We start from the raw sequence: 19,354 nt of genomic DNA on the forward strand, positions 1-19,354 counted from the left end.
GGGCCAGGATGTGGGCGACCGCGTGGACCGGATCCAGCCGCACGTAATTGGTCTGGCCCCAGTGGTACTCCTCGCCACTGACTTCGTCGTATACCACGGGATGATCGTGCCACTCGCGGCCGATCGCGGGAAGGTCGAGCGAGATCATGCCGTATTCGGGGCCGAAGGGGTTGAGGTTCACCACGATCAGCACCGCGTCACCGGTGGCCGGGTCGACCTTCGAGAAGGCCAGCAGGGCATCGTTGTCGATATGGTGCAGGTTCAGGCAGCGCAGCTGTTGCAGCGCCGGATGGGCGCGGCGGATCTCGTTGAGCCGGGTCAGCCACGGCTCCAACGACTCTCCGCGCGCCACCGCCTCGCCGAAGGGGCGCGGGCGCAGCTCGTACTTCTCCGAATTCAGGTATTCCTCGCTGCCGGGACGCACCGCCTGATGTTCGAACAGCTCGAAGCCCGAGTACACGCCCCAGCTGGGTCCCATCGTCGCGGCCAGGACCGCGCGGATCGCGAACATGCCCGGCCCGCCGTGCTGCAGGCTCTCGTGCAGGATGTCGGGTGTGTTGACGAACAGGTTCGGGCGCGCCTCGTCCGCCTTGGCGGACAGTTCCAGCGCGAACTGCTCGAGTTCGTGTTTGCCGGTGCGCCAGGTGAAATAGGTGTAGGACTGGGTGAATCCACGCCTGGCCAGGCCGTACATCCGAGCCGGTCGGGTGAACGCCTCGGACAGGAACAGCACGTCCGGATCGGTGCGGTGCACCTGCGCGATCAGCCACTCCCAGAAGTCGGCGGGTTTGGTGTGCGGATTGTCGACGCGGAAGATGGTGACGCCCAGGGCGATCCAGTGCCGCACCACCCGCAGCACCTCGGCGTAGAGCCCGTCCGGGTCGATGTCGAAGTTGACCGGGTAGATGTCCTGGTACTTCTTCGGCGGATTCTCGGCGAAGGCGATGGTCCCGTCCGGCAGAGTGGTGAACCACTCCGGATGCTCGGCCACCCAGGGGTGGTCCGGTGCGCACTGCAACGCCAGATCCAGCGCTACTTCGAGGTCGAGTTCCCTCGCCGCGGTGACGAATTCGGTGAATTCGTCGGCGGTGCCCAGCTGTGGGTGGATGGCGTCGTGCCCGCCCTCGGCCGAGCCGATGGCCCACGGCGAGCCGACATCGCCGGGGTCGGCGGTCAGAGAGTTGTTGGGGCCCTTGCGGTTCACCTGTCCGATCGGGTGGATCGGCGGCAGATACACCACGTCGAAGCCCATCGCGGCGATGCGCTGCAACTCCTTCGCGGCGGTGCCGAAGGTGCCGTGCACCGGCGCGCCCTGGGCGTCCCAGCCGCCGGTGGAGCGGGGGAAGAATTCGTACCACGAGCCGAACAACGCGCGGTGGCGTTCGACCAGCACGGTGAATTGCGTTCCCCGCGTGACCAATTCACGCAGCGGGGTTTCGTGCAGGATCTCGCCCACCTCGGTGGAGAACGACGGTGCGACCCGGGCGGGCAGTTGGGCGTCCTCATCGCGCAGCGCGACGGCGGCCGCTCGCAGCCGCTCCCACTGCTTCTTCGGCACCGCCTGCGCCGCCCGGTCGAACAGCCGGGCGCCCAGCTCGAGATCGTTGGCCAGATCCGTCGCGCTCTGTCCGACGGCGAGCTTCGCCTCGACCGCGTGACGCCAGCTCGCGATCGGATCGCTCCATCCCTCGACCCGGTAGGTCCACAGGCCCGGTTCGCCGGGGGTGAATACGGCATTGAATACATCGGGCTCGTAGTCCGGGCTCATGCGGATCCGCTGGGTGCGCGAGGAGCCGGGGGCCCGGACCGTCAGTGTCGCGGCGACCGCATCGTGCCCCTCGCGCCAGACCACGGTCCGGACCGGGAAGACCTCACCCACCACGGCCTTGGCCGGGTAGCGCCCGAGTCCGACGGCTGGGGCGGTGTCGTCGATGGCGATGCGACCCGTCACGGCACCAACCGTACCGTTAATTCGGGCATGATCATGTATGGCGGTATTCGCCCGGGTATTCAATGGGCGAGCGTGGGGTGGCACGAATCGCGGCGGCACGGTAAGACCGAAACGGAGCGGCCGCCTCGTTTTCGTGGGTCGCCGAGAGCAAGACAACCAGGAGAGGACTCCACAATGACCGCAGTGCACGGCGAGTCGGTAGACATCCAGACACCGGACGGAGTCGCCGATGCGTACGTGACCTACCCCGACGATGGCGCCGCGCACCCCGCGGTGCTGGTGTACCAGGACGCCTTCGGCCTGCGCCCGGCCCTGCGCAAGCTGGCCGATCGCATCGCCGAGGGCGGCTACACCGTCCTGGCCCCGAACCTGTTCTACCGGGGAGGCCGGGCACCTGTGTTCGAGCTGCCCGAGTTCATCGATATGCAGTCGCGGCCCGACCTGTTCGGGTCCATCCGCCCGCTCATGGAGCAGTTGACCCCCGAGGTCGTGAAGTCCGACGCGGGCGCCTACCTCGCGTGGCTGGCCGCGTTCGACAAGGCCTCGGACGGTCCGGTCGGCCTGACCGGGTACTGCATGGGTGGTCGCCTGGTGGTGCAGACCGCCGCCGCCTACCCGGACCGGGTCGCCGCCGGCGCCGGCTTCCACACCGGCCGTCTGATCACCGACGGCCCGGACAGCCTGCACAACGCTGTCGACACCATCACCGCCGAACTGTACTTCGGCCACGCCGACAACGACCAGTCCATGACCCCCGAGCAGGCCGAGACCTTCGACAAGGCCCTGGACGCCGCCGGTGTGCGGCACACGACGGAGTTCTACAAGGACGCCGTCCACGGGTACACCCAGTCCGACACCGCCGCCTACAACGAAGAGGCGGCCGAGCGGCACTACCGTGAGCTGCTCGCGCTGTACGACCGCACCCTGCGGGCGTAGGACATCGAATACGGCCGGCGGTCGTCGCGCTCGCGACGGCCGCCGGTCTGCATGCGGGCCGGGGCGCCGAACCGGCCCGTTCGAATTTCCATGATCGTTCGAATCGAAGTGCCTGTTGCGACTGCCCGAAATCGGATCGCCGATGCGACGGTAGATGTCGCCGATCTGGTCGACCCGGTGGAAACGTAGGGGACGGAATGTAGCCGGGGGCCGTCCTCGAGGGTGTCCATAGCTCGGGTGTCGCCGGGCGGAGGGGAACAAGTAAGGTCGGACCGGTGAAGGCCCTGCGTCGATTCACCGTCCGTGCCCATCTGCCCGAGCGGCTGGCCGCCTTGGGCGAGCTGGCCACGAATTTGCGCTGGTCCTGGCATGCGCCTACGCAGGATCTGTTCGCGGAACTCGACCAGCGGCTGTGGGTCGAGCTGCGGCGCGATCCGGTGCGGATGCTGGGTGAGGTGCCCGCGGAGCGGCTGGACGAGATGGCGGCCGACGAGTCGTACGTGCGCGCGGTGGACGCCACGGCGGCGGACCTGCGGGACTATCTGACCCGGCCGCGCTGGTTCGGTCGGCACGACGGCGGGCCGCGCTGCATCGCGTACTTCTCGATGGAGTTCGGCGTGACCGAGGTGCTGCCGAATTATTCGGGCGGCCTGGGCATTCTGGCGGGCGACCATCTGAAGTCGGCCTCGGACTTGGGACTTCCACTCATCGGCGTCGGATTGCTCTACCGATCCGGATACTTCCGGCAGTCGCTGACCGCCGACGGCTGGCAGCGCGAGCACTATCCGGATCTGGATCCGCAGGGGTTGCCGCTGCGCCTGCTGACTTCGGGCCAGGGAGATACCGCGCCGGTGCTGGTGCACGTGCCGATGCCCGAGGGGCGGGTGCTGCGCGCGCGGGTGTGGATCGCGCAGGTCGGCCGGATTCCGTTGCTGCTGTTGGATTCCGATATCGCCGACAACGATCCGGAGCTGCGGGCGGTCACCGACCGGTTGTACGGCGGCGATCAGGACCATCGCATCAAACAGGAGATCCTGGCCGGGATCGGCGGGGTCCGCGCGGTGCGCGCGTTCACCCACGCGCACGGGCTGCCGGATCCGGATGTGTTCCATATGAACGAGGGCCACGCCGGATTCCTCGGCATCGAGCGGATCCGCGAATTCATGGCCTCCGGACTCGATTTCGACGCCGCGCTGACCGCGGTGCGGGCCGGCACGGTGTTCACCACGCATACGCCGGTGCCCGCCGGGATCGACCGTTTCGCCGGCGCGCTGGTGCGGCGCTACTTCGGCGGCGCGCACGGTGAACGCGAATCGCCTTTGCTGCCGGGTGTTTCGGTGGATCGGATACTGGCGCTGGGGCGCGAGGCCGATCCCTCGGTGTTCAACATGGCCCATCTCGGTCTGCGGCTGGCGCAGCGTGCCAACGGTGTCTCGCAGTTGCACGGCGAGGTCAGCCGGGAGATGTTCGCCCCGCTGTGGCCCGGTTTCGACGCGGCGGAGGTGCCGATCGGGTCGATCACCAACGGCGTGCACGCGCCGACCTGGGCCGCGCGCGAATGGATCGACAAGGCACGGGAATTCGTCGGTCCCGAGCTGGTCGAGGAGTCGCGCGGGTGGGAGCGGCTGCGCGATGTGGATCTGCGTGAGCTGTGGTCGACACGGAATGCGTTGCGCGGCATCCTGGTCGCCGAGGTGCGGCGGCGACTGCGGGCGTCGTGGTTGGAGCGCGGTGCCGCGCCGGCCGAATTGGGCTGGGTGGACGAGGCTTTCGATCCGCACGTGCTGACCATCGGCTTCGCCCGGCGGGTCCCGACCTACAAGCGGCTGACCCTGATGCTGCGCGATCCGGATCGGTTGCGCGCCTTGCTGCTGGATCCCGACCGGCCGCTGCAACTGATCGTCGCGGGCAAGTCCCATCCGGCCGACGACGGCGGCAAGGGCCTGATCCAGCAGGTCGTGCGCTTCGCCGACGACGCCGGGGTGCGTCACCGCATCGTGTTCCTGCCGGATTACGACATGTCCATGGCCCGGTACCTGTACTGGGGATGCGATGTGTGGCTGAACAATCCGCTGCGCCCGCTGGAGGCGTGCGGCACCTCCGGCATGAAGGCCGCCCTGAACGGCGGCCTGAACCTGTCCATCCGCGACGGCTGGTGGGATGAGATGTACGACGGCGAGAACGGCTGGGCCATCCCCACCGCCGACGGCGTGCGCGACGATCACCGCCGCGACGACCTCGAGGCCGCCGCCCTCTACGACATGCTCGAACGCGCGGTCCTGCCCCGCTTCTACGAGCGCGATCACGACGACATGCCGGTTCGCTGGATGGAGATGGTCCGCCACACCCTGCAGACCCTGGGCCCCAAGGTCCTGGCCTCTCGCATGGTCCGCGACTACGCCGTCGACTACTACATCCCCGCCGCCGCATCGTATTCCGCCGTCTCCCGCGACGACTTCGCCGGCGCCCGTGCCCTGGCCGAGTACCGCCGTCGCATCGAATCCGCTTGGCCCCAGGTGAAAGTGGTCCAGGTCGACAGCTCCGGCCTGACCGGCACCCCCGAGATCGGCAACGATCTGTCCCTGCGCGCCCGCATAGACCTCGGCGGCCTCACCGCCTCGGATGTCGTCGTCCAGGCCGTCCTCGGCCGGGTGTCGGTGGACGACGACCTGTCCGACATCACCACGATCGAGATGCCGCACACCGCAGCGGATTCCGGCACGGAGCTGTTCGCCGTCGACACCCAGGTCCCATTGTCGGGCGCGGTCGGCTACACGGTCCGTGTCCTGCCGCGGCATCCGCTCCTGGCCGGCAGCGCCGAACCCGGCCTGATCGCGACCCCCACTCCCTGACCAGCGGCGCTCTCACGTCCCGTAGCGAGGAACCGGGGTCAGGATGCGTTTGAGGATATTGCCGGCGGCGTTGCGGGGGAGAGTGTCCAGGAAGACGATGTCGCGGGGGACCGAGAGGCGGCCCAGGCGGTGGCGGATCTGGACGCGGATCGTGTCGGGGTCGGGAGGCGTGTTGTCGCGCGGGACGATGAAGGCGGCCAGGCGCTGGCCGGAATCGCGGTCGGGGACGCCCAGGACGGCGACCTCGCTGATCTGGGGGTGGTAGGACAGGGCCTCTTCGACGGGGCGCGGGAAGACGGTTTCGCCGGCACAGAGGATCGCCTCGGTGTCGCGGCCGGAGATGAACAGGCGGCCGGTGGCGTCCAGATAGCCGTAGTCGCCGGTGTAGAGCATGCCGTCCACCTCGGGGAGCGGTGGCACATCGCCGATGTAGCCCTCGAACAGCATGTTGTGGCCGACGAAGATCCGGCCGGTCGCGCCGACGGGGAGGGGGTGCGACTCCCGGTCCAGGATGGCTATTTTCGTGCCCAGGGGTGGGCGGCCGACGGTGGCGGGGGAGAGGCTCAGATCGGTGGGGGAGGCGATGGTGGCCCACGAGACCTCGGTGGAACCGTACAGGTTGTAGAGGATGTCGCCGTAGGCGTCGATGAAACGCAGCGCCGTCGCCTCGGACAGGGTCGCGCCGCCGCAGACCACCATCCGCAGGCTGGAGGTGTCGTAGCGGGAGCGCACCGCTTCGGGCAGATCCAGGATGCGCTGCAACATGATCGGGACCACGATCAACGTGTTGACCTGGTGTTCGGCGACCAGGCGCAGGCATTCGCGCGCGTCGAAGCGTTCGAGCAGCACCACCGTGGCACGCAGGGGCAGGCTCAGATGCAGGACCGCCAGGCCCCAGGAGTGCGACAGCGGCGCCGGGATCATCATGGTCTCGTGCATATCGAACGGGAGCTTCGAGAGCAGCGCCGCGATCGAGGAGAATCCGCTGGGAATCGGGCGAAGCGTGATTTTCGGTGCGCCGGTGGTGCCCGAGGTGAGCACGAATAGTCGTCCGGGTTGTTCGGGCTTCTCGAATCTTCTTTCCGAGGCCGAACCGATCAGGTCCTCCACCGTGGTCCGGTCCGGCCGGGCGGGGTCGGCGACGGTGTTGTAGCAGGCCACGGAGGGCGGCAGGCGCGATGCCAGGCCCGACAGTGCCGGATCCACGAAAACCGCGGCCATCCGGTGAGTTTCGGCGATAGCGGCGATCCGCTCGGCGGACAACCCGGTGGTGAGCAGGACGTAGTCGGCGCCGAGTTTGCCCAGGGTGGTGGTGATTTCGATCATCTCGGTGTGGTTGCGGGCCAGCACCCCGACCATGTCGCCGACGCCGATGCCGAGGTCGGCCAGTGCAGTGGCCAATGCCTGTGTGCGGGTATGGATCTCGCGGAATGTGCTGGTGCGGTGACTGTCGATCAGCGCCGTGCGGTTCGGGGAATGCCCGGTCGCCGCGGCGTATCCGCCCGCGAGGGTGAAGCCGAAGGCGACCAGGCTGCCGACCTGCCTGATCACCCGGTCGGGTCGCATGCTGCGCAGCACGCCGGTGGACATGATGTGCTTGGCGACGCCGGCCTGCGTGCGCACCGACGAGTCCTCGCCGTTGACCGCGATGGAGGTCTGTGCGCCCCGCACGAGGTCGACGAGGCGGTGCAGCCCCGCGGTGATCCATTCGTGCACCGCGGCGTTGGCCACGACGGCCATGAGCGGATGCACCTGCTCCGGTGCGACACAGGTGATGGTGACGCTCGTGCGGTCGTCCTGGTCGCTGCGCAGATGGATCACGGCGAAGGCGCGCTTCTCGGTGTACTGCAACTCCAGGCTGCCCGTCTCGCGGTGGGCGATCAACCGGATGTCGATAATCCGTATCTCGGTGTCCGCGCCGCCGATGCGCATGCGCCACGTCGGCGTCTCGTCGAGCGTCTCGAGCGCATCGCACGCCCCGATGCCCGGGAAGACCCGGGCGTAGATTCTGGGATCGATGAGCAGATCCCACAGCGCTCGGGGAGCGACTGCGAGGTCGGTACCCACATCGACGATTTCAGTAACCACTGGTTCGCACTTCTGCTCGGCCGGGTCGACTGCTCGGTTCGGCGGATAACGCATTTGTAACGGTGATCATTTGTATGGTCAATAACCTGCAAATTGGAGGTATTTCTTTCGCTAAATTGCTCGATGATTGCAAAGAGTGAAATCCTGTGAATGGGCCGTGATCGGTGGGCATGCTTGTTATTCGCCAACCGGTCGGTTCGGTGTGGGGCTCGCGGCCGGACGGCGTGTCGGACCGGGCTCGGTCGCGGATCGGAGCGGCCTGCGGGGCCCGCGGGGACGACGGGGTTCGCGATCCGGGACGGCGAAGGTGGCCTGTGGTTCGCTGGGACCGGATGCCGTCGGCCGGAACCGGACATATACGCTGCTCAGGGCATTTGTAGTCCCACCGGGCGAGTTTGTGGAGAAATTGCGCATGACAATCGACGTGGAGTCGGGTTCGAAGGGGCGCGTGGACGCCTACTTCGGGATCAGCAGGCTCGGGTCGACCGTGCGTCGCGAGATCATGGCGGGAACCGTCACGTTCCTGGCCATGTCGTATGTACTGGCGGTGAACCCGTCGGTGCTCGGCGACCACGGTGCGCTGGGATCCAAGGGCATTCCGATGCAGGCGGTGTTCACCGCGACGGCCGTGGCCGCGGTGGTCGGCACGCTGGTGATGGGCCTGTGGGCGCGGTATCCGATCGCCCTGGCGCCCGGTATGGGCCTCAACGCGTTCTTCGCCTATTCGGTGGTGCTCGGCATGGGCATCCACTGGCAGGTGGCGCTGTCGGGGACGTTCCTGTCGGGTGTGATCTTCTTCGTGCTCGCGGTCACCAAGATCCGCGAGAAGATCATCGACGCGATCCCGATGCAGCTGAAACTGGCCGTCGGCGCGGGCATCGGCATGTTCGTGGCGTTTCTGGGCCTCAAGAGCGCGGGGCTCGTGGTCGCGGACAAGGACACCTTCGTGCACCTGGGCGACTTCCACACGGGCACGACACTGCTGGCGCTGTTCGGGCTGCTGGTGACGGTGGTCTTCCTGGCGCTCGGCTGGCACGGCGCGGTGCTGTACGGGATCGTCGCCACGACCGTGGTGGGCATCGTGAGCGGGCTGGTGCCGCTGCCGCATTCGGTGGTGGCCCTGCCGCACGGGCTGAACCAGACCTTCGGTCAGGCGATCGTCAACCTGCCGCACGCCTTCACCGGGCAGATGGCGATCGTCGTGCTGACCATGTTGTTCGTCGACTTCTTCGACGCCTCGGGCACCCTGATCGGCATCGCCAACCAGGCCGGACTGCTCAGCCCCGAGGGCAAGTTGCCGCGCGCGGCGAAGGCATTCGCCTCCGACTCGATCGGCACCGCGGCCGGTGCGATCATCGGCACCTCCACCACCACCGCCTATGTCGAATCGACCGCGGGCGTCAGCGCCGGGGGACGTACGGGGCTGACGGCGGTGTCGACGGCGGGCTGGTTCCTGATCGCGATGTTCTTGTTCCCCGTGTTCGCCGTCGTCGCGGACGTGCCCGCGGTGACCGCGCCCGCGTTGATCGTGGTCGGCGTGCTGATGGCCCGGGCGCTCGGCGAGATCGAGTGGGACAAGCTCGAGTACGCCATCCCGGCGTTCATCACCGTGATCATGATGCCGCTGACCTATTCGATCGCGAACGGCATCGCCATGGGACTGTTGTTCTATCCGGTGCTGATGGTGGTCAGGCGCCGCGGCCGCGAGGTGCATCCGGTCGTGTGGGTGTTGATGGTGATCTTCCTGGCCTACTTCTTCTTCCTGGCCAACCGGTAGCGCTCGGGGAGTTGTCCGCGTCGTGCGAAGTCGGGGTGTCACGTGTCGAACCGGTGCGGGAGGTGTCTCGTATCAATAGACAGGCCCGCATCGTCGCTCCCGCTCCAAGCAACTGCAGACAGGACCCCATCATGAGCACGCAGACACCCAGGACCTCCGAGTCCGCCGAGTCGCACGCGGTGGATTCCTCCGACACCGTCGGTATCGATATCGGCCTGCTCGTGTTGCGACTGGGCTGTGGTGGGCTGTTGTTCGTCACCGGCAGCCAGAAGCTGTTCGGCTGGTTCAACGGCTCCGGATGGAGTCACACCACCGCCGGCTTCCAGCACATGGGGTACCACCCGGGCAAGCTGTTCGGAACCCTGGCGGGGCTGTGCGAGTTCGGCGGCGGGGCGTTGCTGATCCTGGGACTGCTGACCCCGCTCGCGGCGGCCATCGTCATCGGAACCATGATCAACGCGGTCAATGTGACCTGGCCGCATGGTCTGGTGGGCTCCTCCTCGGCGCTGCTGCTGGTGGCCGCCGCGGCCGCGCTGGGCTTCGCCGGGCCGGGCAGGATCGCGCTGGATCACGGGCGATCCTGGCAGCGTCAGGGCGTCGTCTGGGGTGTGGCCGCGCTCGTGTTGGGTGTGGTCGCCGCGCTCGTGACGCTCGCCGCCAAGTAGAGCGTAATCAAACCTTACGGTCGTGTGATTGCACCCACAAAGCGTCGTCCGCATTTCTACCCGGAAGTAGCTTGAATAGCGGTACTCGGTGTAACCCCAATTCCCGCATCGGGTACCACAACCCCCGCGCCGTGCCCTGCACGCGGCGCGGGGGTTCAGCGTTCGGGGATTACTTGGCCGCCGCGTCCAGACGCTTCAGCGCCTTGATCACGACCTCCGGGTCCGCGGTCTCCCAGTACGGCGGTAGCGAGGCCCGCAGATAACTTCCGTATCGGGCCGTGGCCAGGCGTGAGTCCAGGATCGCCACCACGCCTCGATCGTCCACGCTGCGCAGCAGGCGGCCGGTGCCCTGGGCGAGCAGCAGTGCCGCGTGGTTGGCCGCGATCGCCATGAAGCCGTTGCCGCCGCGCGATTCCACCGCCTTCTGGCGTGCCACCAGCAGCGGGTCGTCGGGGCGGGGGAACGGGATGCGGTCCAGGATCACCAGGTTCAGTGACGGCCCCGGCACGTCGACGCCCTGCCACAGCGACAGCGTGCCGAACAGCGAGGTCTCCGGATCGTCGGCGAATTTGCGGACCAGCGCGCCGGTCGAGTCGTCGCCCTGGCACAGCACGGGGGTGTCCAGGCGCTCGCGCAGTGCCTCGGTGGCGGCCTTGGCCGCGCGCATCGAGGAGAACAGGCCCAGGGTGCGCCCGCCCGCCGCGCGGATCAGGCGCTCGATCTCGTCCAGGTAGGCCGGGGCCAAGCCGTCGCGGCCTGGGGCGGGCAGATGTTTGGCGACGTAGAGGATGCCGGATTTGGCATGGTCGAAGGGGGAGCCGACATCGAGCGAATTCCACCGCACCGAGCCGGTATCCGAGGGTGCCTCGCCGCCGTTGGCGAGGGCGGCGTCCACCTTGTTCGGTGTCTGCGAGGGCAGGCCCCAGGTGATGGCCAGGCCGTCGAACGATCCGCCCACCTGGAGCGTCGCGGAGGTCAGAACGACCGTGGCGGCGCCGAACAGGCGGCTGCGCAGCAGGCCGCCGACCGACAGCGGGGCCATGTGCAGGGTGCGGCGGGCAACCCCGCGCACCTCGTCGGCGGCCAGCCATATGACGTCGCGGCGGGCCGCGGGATCTTCCTCGTCGAAGGTGGTCAGCGCGCGCACCGCCGCGTCGTGCACGTCCTCCACCGCCGACAGCGCGAGATTACGGGTCGCCGCGGCGTCCGGATCACCTTGCGGCAGAGCCGAACCGCCGCCGGGGGACAGGGCGGTACGCGCGTTCCAGGCCGAGTCGCGGATCAGCGCCAGCACCGGGGCCGCGCCGTCCGGCAGCCTGTCCCAGCGGCCGGGCGGCAGATCCTCCAGCAGTTCGTGCCAGGCCTCGGACGCGCCCTCGAGCCGGTCGGTCTCCTTCTCGTCGACCAGTTTGGCGCAGCGCTTGGCGGCGATGCTGATCGCGGCGGTGGACAGTTCCGCGGTGGCCACGCTGGTGACCCGGTCGACCAGTTCGTGCGCCTCGTCGATGACCACGACATCGTGTTCGGGTAGTACCTGGATGCCGCTGATGGCGTCGATGGCCAGCAGGGCGTGGTTGGTGACCACGACATCGGCCTGGCCCGACTCGGCCCGGGCGCGCTCGGCGAAGCAGTCGGTGCCGAACGGGCAGCGCGACTTGCCCAGACATTCGCGCGCCGACACGCTCACCTGCCGCCAAGCGCGGTCGGTGACGCCTGGGGCCAGTTCGTCCCGGTCGCCGGTCTCGGTATCCGAGGCCCATTCGTTCAGGCGCTGTACCTCGCGGCCCAGGCGCGAGATGGCGAACGCGTCGAACAGTTCGGCCTCGGGCTCGTCGTCCGAGGCCATACTGTTGATCTTGTTCAGGCATAGATAGTTGTTGCGCCCCTTGAGGATCGCGAACTTCGCCCGCCGCCCCAGCGGCCCGGCCAGCGTCTCGGCAAGGCGCGGCAGATCGCGATCGACCAACTGCCGCTGCAACGCGATGGTCGCGGTGGACACCACGACCGTGCGCCCCGACTCCACCGCATGCCGCAGACTCGGCACCAGATACGCCAGCGACTTACCGGTGCCGGTCCCGGCCTGTACGGCCAGATGCTCCTTGGTGTCGATCGAGTGCGCGACCGCGGCAGCCATGGTCTGCTGCCCCTTACGCGCCTTACCGCCGAGGGCCTCGACGGCGGTCGTCAACAGGTTCGGTACGGGCGGAAGTTCGGGCACCCGGCCACATTAGCTCTCCGGTCCGACAGACACGCGGATCGGTCGAAGCGCAATCGATCTCAGCCGTCACGCTCTGCGTCGAACGGCACCGTCGGATCACGGCGCGACCGAGGTGGCGTGCCCGGCTGGCAGATGCTCGTTGATGCTCGGCATGGTGACGAGAACACCACAGACGTCATTCGTCGTGCCTTGCGCCTACTCGACAGAGAGCAGTGGCTACAGCAGTTCCGCGCCGATGCGGCGCGCCTGGCAGACGAGGACCTGAACAGCGAGCCCGACGCGTGGTAAGGCTCATTCGAGGCGGCGTCTACCGGATCGATCTCGGCGACGCCAAACGAGGCCATGAGCAGAACGGGCGGCGACTCGGTGTGTTGATCAGCCCCTCCGACTCTGTTCTGTCGGTCGCGACGTTTGTGCCTACCAGCACGCAGGCTGGAACAGCGATCAATAGACCACGTGTCGAGATCGATGGCCGGGAGACGGTGCTATTGGTCGACCAGGTGCGGACCATCGACCTGGATTATGTAGCTGGGTTTCTGGAGATGTTGGACCGCAACGACATGGCGGCATTGAATCACGCGTTGGGTAGATATCTCGGAATCTGCTGATATGTCCGGGATCTGGCACGAGCGCGGTGGTTCGCGCCGGATCGGATTATGTTCCGTGAATTCGGAACTCGGACGACGTGCCGGTGAACGGGGTGCGTTCGCCGCCGAATTTCGCGGAGGTGCCGAAGTAGCGGATGCGGTAGGTGCCGGAGGGGACGTCGGCCGGGGTGGTCCAGGTGATGGTGATGACCGAGGTCGATGCGGGGCCGCGGGACCAGGTGAAGGTGGTCGACCAGTCGCCGTCGTCGGCGATCGTGCGCCAGCGTTCGCCGGTTTGCTGCTGCACCATGAGGTGTGTTCCGCCGCGGTGCAGGTCGTTCGCGGGGTGCGCGCCGGAGAATTCGACGCTCACCCGGTCTCCGGCGCGATACGACGATTCGGGTTGCACGATCACGTCGCCGAAATTCTTGCCACCCGGCGGAAAGTCCGGTGGGGGTGTGGCTTTCGACGTCGGCAGTTCCGGTGGTTCGGGGATGGAGACGTCGGCCGGTGCGGGCTCGCCCGTGTGCATCGCCGTCGCCAGTCGCGCGGCGACCTGCTGCAACGCCGGAAGCTGCCAACGGCCGAACAGGGTGCTCGCGCCCTCGTAGCGCTGCGCGTCGTATTCCTCGGGCGTGGTGACGTAATGGATGTACGCGTTGCTGCAGCCGGCGATCAGCACATCGGCGATCTCGGCCTCGAGGATCTTCGCGACCGTGCGCCGCAGCCGCAGGCCGGCGGTGATGGTCACCTCACCCGGAATCGCCAGCATGTACAGTTCGCCGATCCGCGCCAGCTGCACCGGGACGACGTTCTGGGCGAACGGCGTGATCCGCGGGAGCAGACCGGATGTCGTCACGATCGCCTTGGGCGCGTGGGCCTCCCGCAGCGCGGGCGCGAACCGGTAGACCAGACGCGAGAGCCGCTCCCAGCCCGGGTTGTCGTCCTCGCGGAAGGCCCGCCAGTTCGTCGGACCGTCGAAACCCGCACCCGCCAGGGCGGATGCGCCCAGGGCGGGTTTGCCGGTGTGGTGTTCGCCCGAGTCCCCGGTGAATTCGGCGGATACGGCGACGTCGGAAAGGTCGACGTACATCATCCGGTAGTCGATGTCGCCGGCCATGCGCGCCACATATCCGGCGGCGAGTTTGGCCGCGGCCTCGTATTGGCGGGTGCCCAGGATCCGGGTGTTCTCGACCGGGTCGTCGGTGGGGCCGTGGCCGGGCGCGCCGTTCAGATTGGGAGACACGTCACCGGAATTGGTCTGCGCGAAGGCCGCGACGAAATGCGGATCCGGATCCGCCAGATAGTCGACGTCCTCGACCACGCGCTCCCAGTGATAGGCCGCGTAGCCCTTGCTGTCGCCGCTGATCAGCGTGTTCGTGTTGGTCAGCGAGGTGTTGTGCACGGCGAACCAGTTGATGGCGCCGACCGGCTCGCCGTCGCGGTCGATGCGCAGCAGCGTGGTCTGCGGGTCGATGGCGTCGGGGAAGAATTCCTTGTCCGCCTGCGGATTCCGGTCGAAGGCCGGGCGGGAGCGGTTGACGCCGGCCTGGCGCAGTTCGCCGTGGATGCGGCGCAGGGTGGCGGGCGCGAGATCCTCGTCCGCCCGCTCGACGGCCTCGACGATGCCGTCGACGATCGCCGAGAAGGTCGCGGGCGCGAGTCCGGCGTTGGGGTTGCCGCGCAGTCCGGGGCGCCCATAGCCGATCGGTGCGCTCGAGGTGCCGGTCGCGGTGAGTATCACGTTGGCCGCGGTGTAGGTGTCACCGAACCGAGCGGTGAGGCGGCGCAGCACCTCTCGGGTCAGGCCGGGCAGGATCACCGGCAGTTCGGCGACGATCAGCAGTACCCGCCGATCGGTGATCGGGTCGGCGAAAATGAATGCCCGGGCGCGCAGGCGCAGGTGCATCCCGGTGGTCACGCGGTCGGCGGGACCGTCGGTGAGCAGCGCAGCCCCGACTGTTTCTCCGGTGATGTCGGCGATGGCACGCCCGACGCGGTGGCGATCGGTCGAGTAGTTCGTGTCCGGCACACGCCCAAACTACAGCGTCTGTCCCATCGACGGGGACCGGAGAGACAGTCCTTCAGTATCCCATCGTTCACCGACAAGGGCGCGATGCTCGTATTCTGCGCGAGGAGCCGCTGACGCTGGGGCACGAGATCGCCGGGACCGTCGAGGCGATCGGCTCGGAGGTAGAGGCGCGCGCGGTCCTGGTGCCCTGAGACTAGCGCTCCAGCTGACCGGCGAATTCGACTCCGGCGCCGCGCATTCGATCCAGGGCCGTCGCGGTCGTGGCCGGCGCCACGCCCGCCGTCAGCCCCAGCAGGACCCGGGTGCGCAGCCCCGCCGCGACGGCGTCCAGCGCGGTGGCCCGCACGCAGTGGTCGGTGGCGATGCCGCAGACGTCCACGGTGTCGATGCCCTTGGCGCGCAGCCAGTTCGCGAGTGTCTCACCGGAGTCGGAACTGCCCTCGAAACCCGAATAGGCCGCGGCGTAGGCGCCCTTGGAGAAGACCGCGTCGATCGGGCCGGTGTTCAGGTTCGGGTGAAAGTCCGCGCCCGGCGTGCCGACACGGCAGTGCGGCGGCCAGCTGTCGACGTAGTCGGGGGTGTCGGAGAAATGCGCGCCCGGATCGATGTGGTAGTCCCTGGTCGCCACGACCGCGGAATAATCGGAGACGCCGAGGTAGTCGGTGATCCGCGAGGCGACCGCGCTGCCGCCGGTGACGGCTAGCGAACCACCTTCGCAGAAGTCGTTCTGCACGTCCACGACGATGAGTGCTCTGGTCATCTCGCACCTCGATCCGCTGAATCATGGTGTGCGGGTGGTCGGTTTCCTCGCCGGGACAACGGTGGCGAGGTTCCGCGCCGCCGCGGGGTCGCCACCTATTGTAGGAACGTGGTGGGGATCGCGGGCTCCCCGGGCGAGAGTTTCAGGCCCTCCCACGGCAGGCTCACCAGTCCGCGCGCCACGAGTTCGCGGCTCTCGCGCAGGGCGGGGCGATCCTCGGAGATCTTGCCGCCGCGCACCATCGGCGTGAGCAGTTCGCGCACCTCGAATCCGCCCGCCTCGGGGGCGGGACCCGCGGCGGGGAACACGATCTCCTCCACGACCGTCCCGGTCGGCCGGGACAACCGCACCGCCTTCTTGGTGCCGCCGCGAGATTCCTTGTGGCTGCTGCGCTTGGCCACCGGAACCCCCTCGACCTCGACCAGCTTGTACACCATCCCGGCCGTCGGCGCGCCCGAGCCGACGACCAGCGCGGTGCCCACGCCGTAGGCGTCGACGGGTTCCGCGCGCAGCGAGGCGATCGCGTACTCGTCCAGATCCCCCGACACCACGATGCGGGTGCGGGTGGCCCCGAGTGCGTCGAGCTGATCGCGCACCTGGCGCGCCAGCACGCCCAGATCACCGGAGTCGATCCGCACACCGCCCAGTTCTGGCCCGGCCACCTCGACCGCGGTGGCCACCCCCTGGGTGATGTCGAAGGTGTCCACCAGCAGGGTGGTGCCGACCCCGAGCCGCTCGACCTGACTGCGGAACGCCGCGGCCTCGTGCGCGCCGTCCGAGCCGCTGTGCAGCAGGGTGAACGCGTGCGCGCTGGTACCCGCCCCGGGCACCCCGTAGCGGCGCACGGCCTCCAGGTTGGAGGTCGCGTCGAATCCGGCCAGATAGGCCGCGCGGGCGCTGGAGGGCGCGGCCAGCTCGTGCGTGCGCCGCGAGCCCATCTCGATCATCCGCCGTCCGCCCGCGGCGCTGACCATGCGTGCGGCGGCCGAGGCGATGGCGCTGTCGTGGTTCATGATCGACAGGATCAGCGTCTCCAGGATCACGCATTCGGCGAAGGTACCGCGCACCGAAAGGATCGGGGAGCCCGGGAAATACAGTTCGCCCTCGCGATAGCCGTCGATATCGCCGCGGAACTGGTATTCGCGCAACCAGTCCATGGTCAGCGAATCCAGGAAACCGTCGGCAACCGTGAGTTCGGAATCCCCGAAACGAAATTCGGCCAGCGCATCGAGCATTCGCCCGGGCCCTGCGGTCACACCATAGCGGCGACCATTCGGCAAGCGCCTGGCGAATACCTCGAAGGTGCACCGCCGATGCGCCGACCCGTCCGCCAGGGCGGCCGCGAGCATGGTGAGCTCGTACTGGTCGGTCAGCAGGGCGGTACTGGGGGAGACTGTGGTGTCCACGCCGTCGACTCTAGCCAGAATGGGACGAATACCGCGTCGCACCGGCCGGTGGGCCGCATTCCACGGCTGCCGCCGAACTCCGCGACCGTCGCCGAATAGCATCGGAGTGGGTGTTGTTTATTCGGAGCCGAGTCGTACTCTGATGGCTATGGGTCTGTGCATTCAGGACACTGTCCGCGTCGCCGACGAGTCGACCGCGATACGGGCAGCGTCGCAGGCGACCCCCGAGGCCGTCGAATACACCGAGATCCTCGAGGCAGAGGACCGTCCATGGGTGACGGTCGTATGGGATGACCCGGTCAACCTGATGCACTACGTCACCTACATCTTCCAGAAGCTTTTCGGGTACAGCAAAGGCAAGGCAACCGAGCTCATGCTGAAGGTCCACAACGACGGAAAGGCGGTAGTGTCGTCCGGCTCGCGGGACAAGATGGAGCATGACGTGCAGCGACTGCACGCCGCCGGGCTCTGGGCGACCATGCAACGTGACGACTGATCGAGGCGACTACCGTAACCTCGTGCGCAAGTGGAGCAGGAAGAACTCGCTGAGCGGGCTCAAGCTGCGGTCCGAGATGGACGCGCGGGAGGCGGAGGTACTGCGTTCGCTGGTCGGGGCAGTGACAGGACTGCTCAGCGACCGGGCCGATGCCGCCCCGCAGGACGATCTCGCGGCGTTGACCGGGTTACGCACCGGCAATACCGCACCGCCCGAGGATCCGCGACTGGCCAGGCTGTTGCCCGAGTTCCACCGGCCCGAACCGGGCTCGCCGGACGCCGATCGCGCCGACCTCAACAGCGCCCTGCGCGGCCTGCACGAGCCGGACATCATCGACGACAAACTGGCCGCCGGATCGGTGCTGCTGGACACCCTGCCCGCACAGGGCGGCAAGGTGGTGCTCACTCCGGAACAGGCCGACGCCTGGCTCAACGCACTCAACGATGTGCGCCTGGCCCTGGGCACGGCGATCGGCATCGACGCCGACACACCCGACCAGTTGCACCCCGGCGATCCGCGCGCCCCGCACCTGGACGTCTACCACTGGCTCACCTGGATGCAGGACTCCCTGCTGCAGGCCCTCGCGCCGTAGAACGGGCCCGGGTAAAAATCTCACTGCGCGAAACTCTTGACACGCAGTGCGACGAGCGGATTTCCCGGACGGTTGCGGGAAATGCCGGGGCCGCGGCTCTCGACCTGGGAATAGCCGAATATTCTTGGCCGTTGACGACAACATTCGGTGCCGCGCGAGCGGCGCCGGTGGGTCGGTGCGATGCGGAAGGAATGCGATAGTGCTGGTGATCAGGGCCGACCTCGTGGACGCGATGGTGGCGCATGCCCGCGCCGATCATCCGGACGAGGCCTGCGGGGTCATCGCCGGACCCGAGGGCACGGACCGCCCGGAACGATTCGTCGCGATGATCAACGCCGAGCGGTCGCCGACCTTCTATCGGTTCGACTCCGGCGAGCAGCTGCGGGTGTGGCGGGAGATGGACGACCGTGACGAGGAGGCGATGGTGGTCTACCACTCGCACACCGCGACCGAGGCATATCCGAGCCGTACCGACATCTCCTACGCCGCCGAGCCGAATGCCCACTACGTGCTGGTCTCCACCCGCGATCCGCAGGAGCACGAGCTGCGTAGCTACCGGATCGTGGATGGCGTGGTCACCGAGGAACCCGTGCGGATCGTGCCCGATTACGCCTGAGCTCGCCCACCCCGCCGGCTCCGCCGGCCTACCGTCCCCCAGGGATAACGTTCGACCAGGAAGAACAAGGAGTACCCCATGTCGGTAACCGTGTCCATCCCGACCATCATGCGGCCCCTCACCGGCGGTGAGAAGCGGGTCCAGGCATCAGGCGCCACCCTCGCCGCGGTGATCGAGGACCTCGAGACCAATCACGCCGGTCTGCGCGAGCGGCTGCTCAAGGATGGCAAGCTGAACCGCTACGTCAACATCTACGTCGACGACGAGGACGTGCGCTTCACCGGCGGGCTCGAGGCCGAGGTGCCCGAGGGCGGGACGGTGACCATCCTTCCGGCCGTGGCCGGAGGCGCATTCGATACCGTCGGCGACTTCCGCTAG

Annotated in this window: 16 protein-coding genes; 10 read left to right on the forward strand and 6 right to left on the reverse strand. The window is 68.0% G+C overall.

Features of this window, described 5'->3' with window-relative positions; genetic code table 11:
- On the reverse strand, positions 1-1,951 hold a 1,951-nt coding region (locus tag JZ791_RS29590), incomplete at its 3' end, for an alpha-1,4-glucan--maltose-1-phosphate maltosyltransferase (RefSeq protein ID WP_216898722.1).
- 174 nt (positions 1,952-2,125) lie between these two features.
- Here JZ791_RS29590 and JZ791_RS29595 point away from each other — a divergent pair.
- On the forward strand, positions 2,126-2,887 hold the full coding sequence (locus JZ791_RS29595) for a dienelactone hydrolase family protein (protein WP_216898724.1): 762 nt from the start codon (positions 2,126-2,128) through the stop codon (positions 2,885-2,887).
- A gap of 275 nt (positions 2,888-3,162) precedes the next feature.
- Positions 3,163-5,739, forward strand: a complete 2,577-nt coding sequence (gene glgP / locus JZ791_RS29600; protein ID WP_216898726.1) for an alpha-glucan family phosphorylase — start codon at positions 3,163-3,165, stop codon at positions 5,737-5,739.
- 12 nt (positions 5,740-5,751) lie between these two features.
- Here glgP and JZ791_RS29605 read toward each other — a convergent pair whose 3' ends face one another.
- On the reverse strand, positions 5,752-7,827 hold the full coding sequence (locus JZ791_RS29605) for an AMP-binding protein (protein ID WP_216898728.1): 2,076 nt from the start codon (positions 7,825-7,827) through the stop codon (positions 5,752-5,754).
- A gap of 412 nt (positions 7,828-8,239) precedes the next feature.
- Between JZ791_RS29605 and JZ791_RS29610 the strand changes: the two genes are divergently transcribed.
- Together JZ791_RS29610 and JZ791_RS29615 are read left to right on the forward strand one after the other, a co-directional pair.
- Positions 8,240-9,604: an NCS2 family permease gene (locus JZ791_RS29610; protein ID WP_216898730.1), complete on the forward strand. Its 1,365-nt coding sequence runs from the start codon at positions 8,240-8,242 to the stop codon at positions 9,602-9,604.
- Positions 9,605-9,735: 131 nt separating this feature from the next.
- A complete protein-coding gene (locus JZ791_RS29615; RefSeq protein WP_216898732.1) occupies positions 9,736-10,269 on the forward strand; it encodes a DoxX family protein in 534 nt (177 codons plus the stop codon).
- A gap of 169 nt (positions 10,270-10,438) precedes the next feature.
- On the opposite strand, the gene JZ791_RS29620 is transcribed toward JZ791_RS29615, so the two are convergent.
- The gene (locus JZ791_RS29620) at positions 10,439-12,487 is read right to left on the reverse strand and encodes an ATP-dependent DNA helicase (RefSeq protein ID WP_216898734.1); all 2,049 of its coding nucleotides are present in this window, start codon (positions 12,485-12,487) and stop codon (positions 10,439-10,441) included.
- 117 nt (positions 12,488-12,604) lie between these two features.
- On the opposite strand from JZ791_RS29620, the gene JZ791_RS29625 reads away from it, so the two are divergent.
- The gene (locus JZ791_RS29625; protein WP_216898795.1) at positions 12,605-12,775 is read left to right on the forward strand and encodes a hypothetical protein; all 171 of its coding nucleotides are present in this window, start codon (positions 12,605-12,607) and stop codon (positions 12,773-12,775) included.
- Positions 12,769-13,095 carry a type II toxin-antitoxin system PemK/MazF family toxin gene (locus JZ791_RS29630; RefSeq protein WP_216898736.1) on the forward strand — a complete coding sequence of 109 codons (327 nt, stop codon included), beginning with the start codon at positions 12,769-12,771 and terminating at the stop codon, positions 13,093-13,095. The genes JZ791_RS29625 and JZ791_RS29630 overlap by 7 nt, the downstream gene beginning before the upstream one ends.
- A 46-nt stretch (positions 13,096-13,141) precedes the next feature.
- On the opposite strand, the gene JZ791_RS29635 is transcribed toward JZ791_RS29630, so the two are convergent.
- From JZ791_RS29635 to JZ791_RS29650, 3 genes are all read right to left on the reverse strand, one after another.
- Complete coding sequence (locus tag JZ791_RS29635; protein ID WP_308163149.1) at positions 13,142-15,106, reverse strand: neutral/alkaline non-lysosomal ceramidase N-terminal domain-containing protein; 1,965 nt, start codon at positions 15,104-15,106, stop codon at positions 13,142-13,144.
- Positions 15,107-15,299: 193 nt separating this feature from the next.
- Positions 15,300-15,866, reverse strand: a complete 567-nt coding sequence (locus tag JZ791_RS29645; protein ID WP_216898738.1) for a nicotinamidase — start codon at positions 15,864-15,866, stop codon at positions 15,300-15,302.
- A 95-nt stretch (positions 15,867-15,961) separates the two neighbouring features.
- The gene (locus JZ791_RS29650) at positions 15,962-17,290 is read right to left on the reverse strand and encodes a nicotinate phosphoribosyltransferase (protein WP_438804569.1); all 1,329 of its coding nucleotides are present in this window, start codon (positions 17,288-17,290) and stop codon (positions 15,962-15,964) included.
- 130 nt (positions 17,291-17,420) lie between these two features.
- Here JZ791_RS29650 and clpS point away from each other — a divergent pair, with 130 nt between their 5' ends.
- The 4 genes from clpS to JZ791_RS29670 all read left to right on the forward strand — a co-directional run bounded on the left by clpS (position 17,421) and on the right by JZ791_RS29670 (position 19,354).
- The gene (gene clpS, locus JZ791_RS29655) at positions 17,421-17,768 is read left to right on the forward strand and encodes an ATP-dependent Clp protease adapter ClpS (protein ID WP_216898742.1); all 348 of its coding nucleotides are present in this window, start codon (positions 17,421-17,423) and stop codon (positions 17,766-17,768) included.
- A gap of 22 nt (positions 17,769-17,790) precedes the next feature.
- Complete coding sequence (aosR, locus tag JZ791_RS29660) at positions 17,791-18,360, forward strand: oxidative stress transcriptional regulator AosR (RefSeq protein ID WP_216898744.1); 570 nt, start codon at positions 17,791-17,793, stop codon at positions 18,358-18,360.
- A gap of 199 nt (positions 18,361-18,559) precedes the next feature.
- Positions 18,560-18,976, forward strand: coding sequence for a M67 family metallopeptidase (locus JZ791_RS29665; protein ID WP_216898746.1), 417 nt, complete (start codon positions 18,560-18,562; stop codon positions 18,974-18,976).
- Positions 18,977-19,054: 78 nt separating this feature from the next.
- A complete protein-coding gene (locus tag JZ791_RS29670) occupies positions 19,055-19,354 on the forward strand; it encodes a MoaD/ThiS family protein (RefSeq protein ID WP_216898748.1) in 300 nt (99 codons plus the stop codon).

It is taken from the genome of Nocardia alni, from assembly GCF_019038435.1.
Lineage (GTDB): Bacteria > Actinomycetota > Actinomycetes > Mycobacteriales > Mycobacteriaceae > Nocardia > Nocardia alni.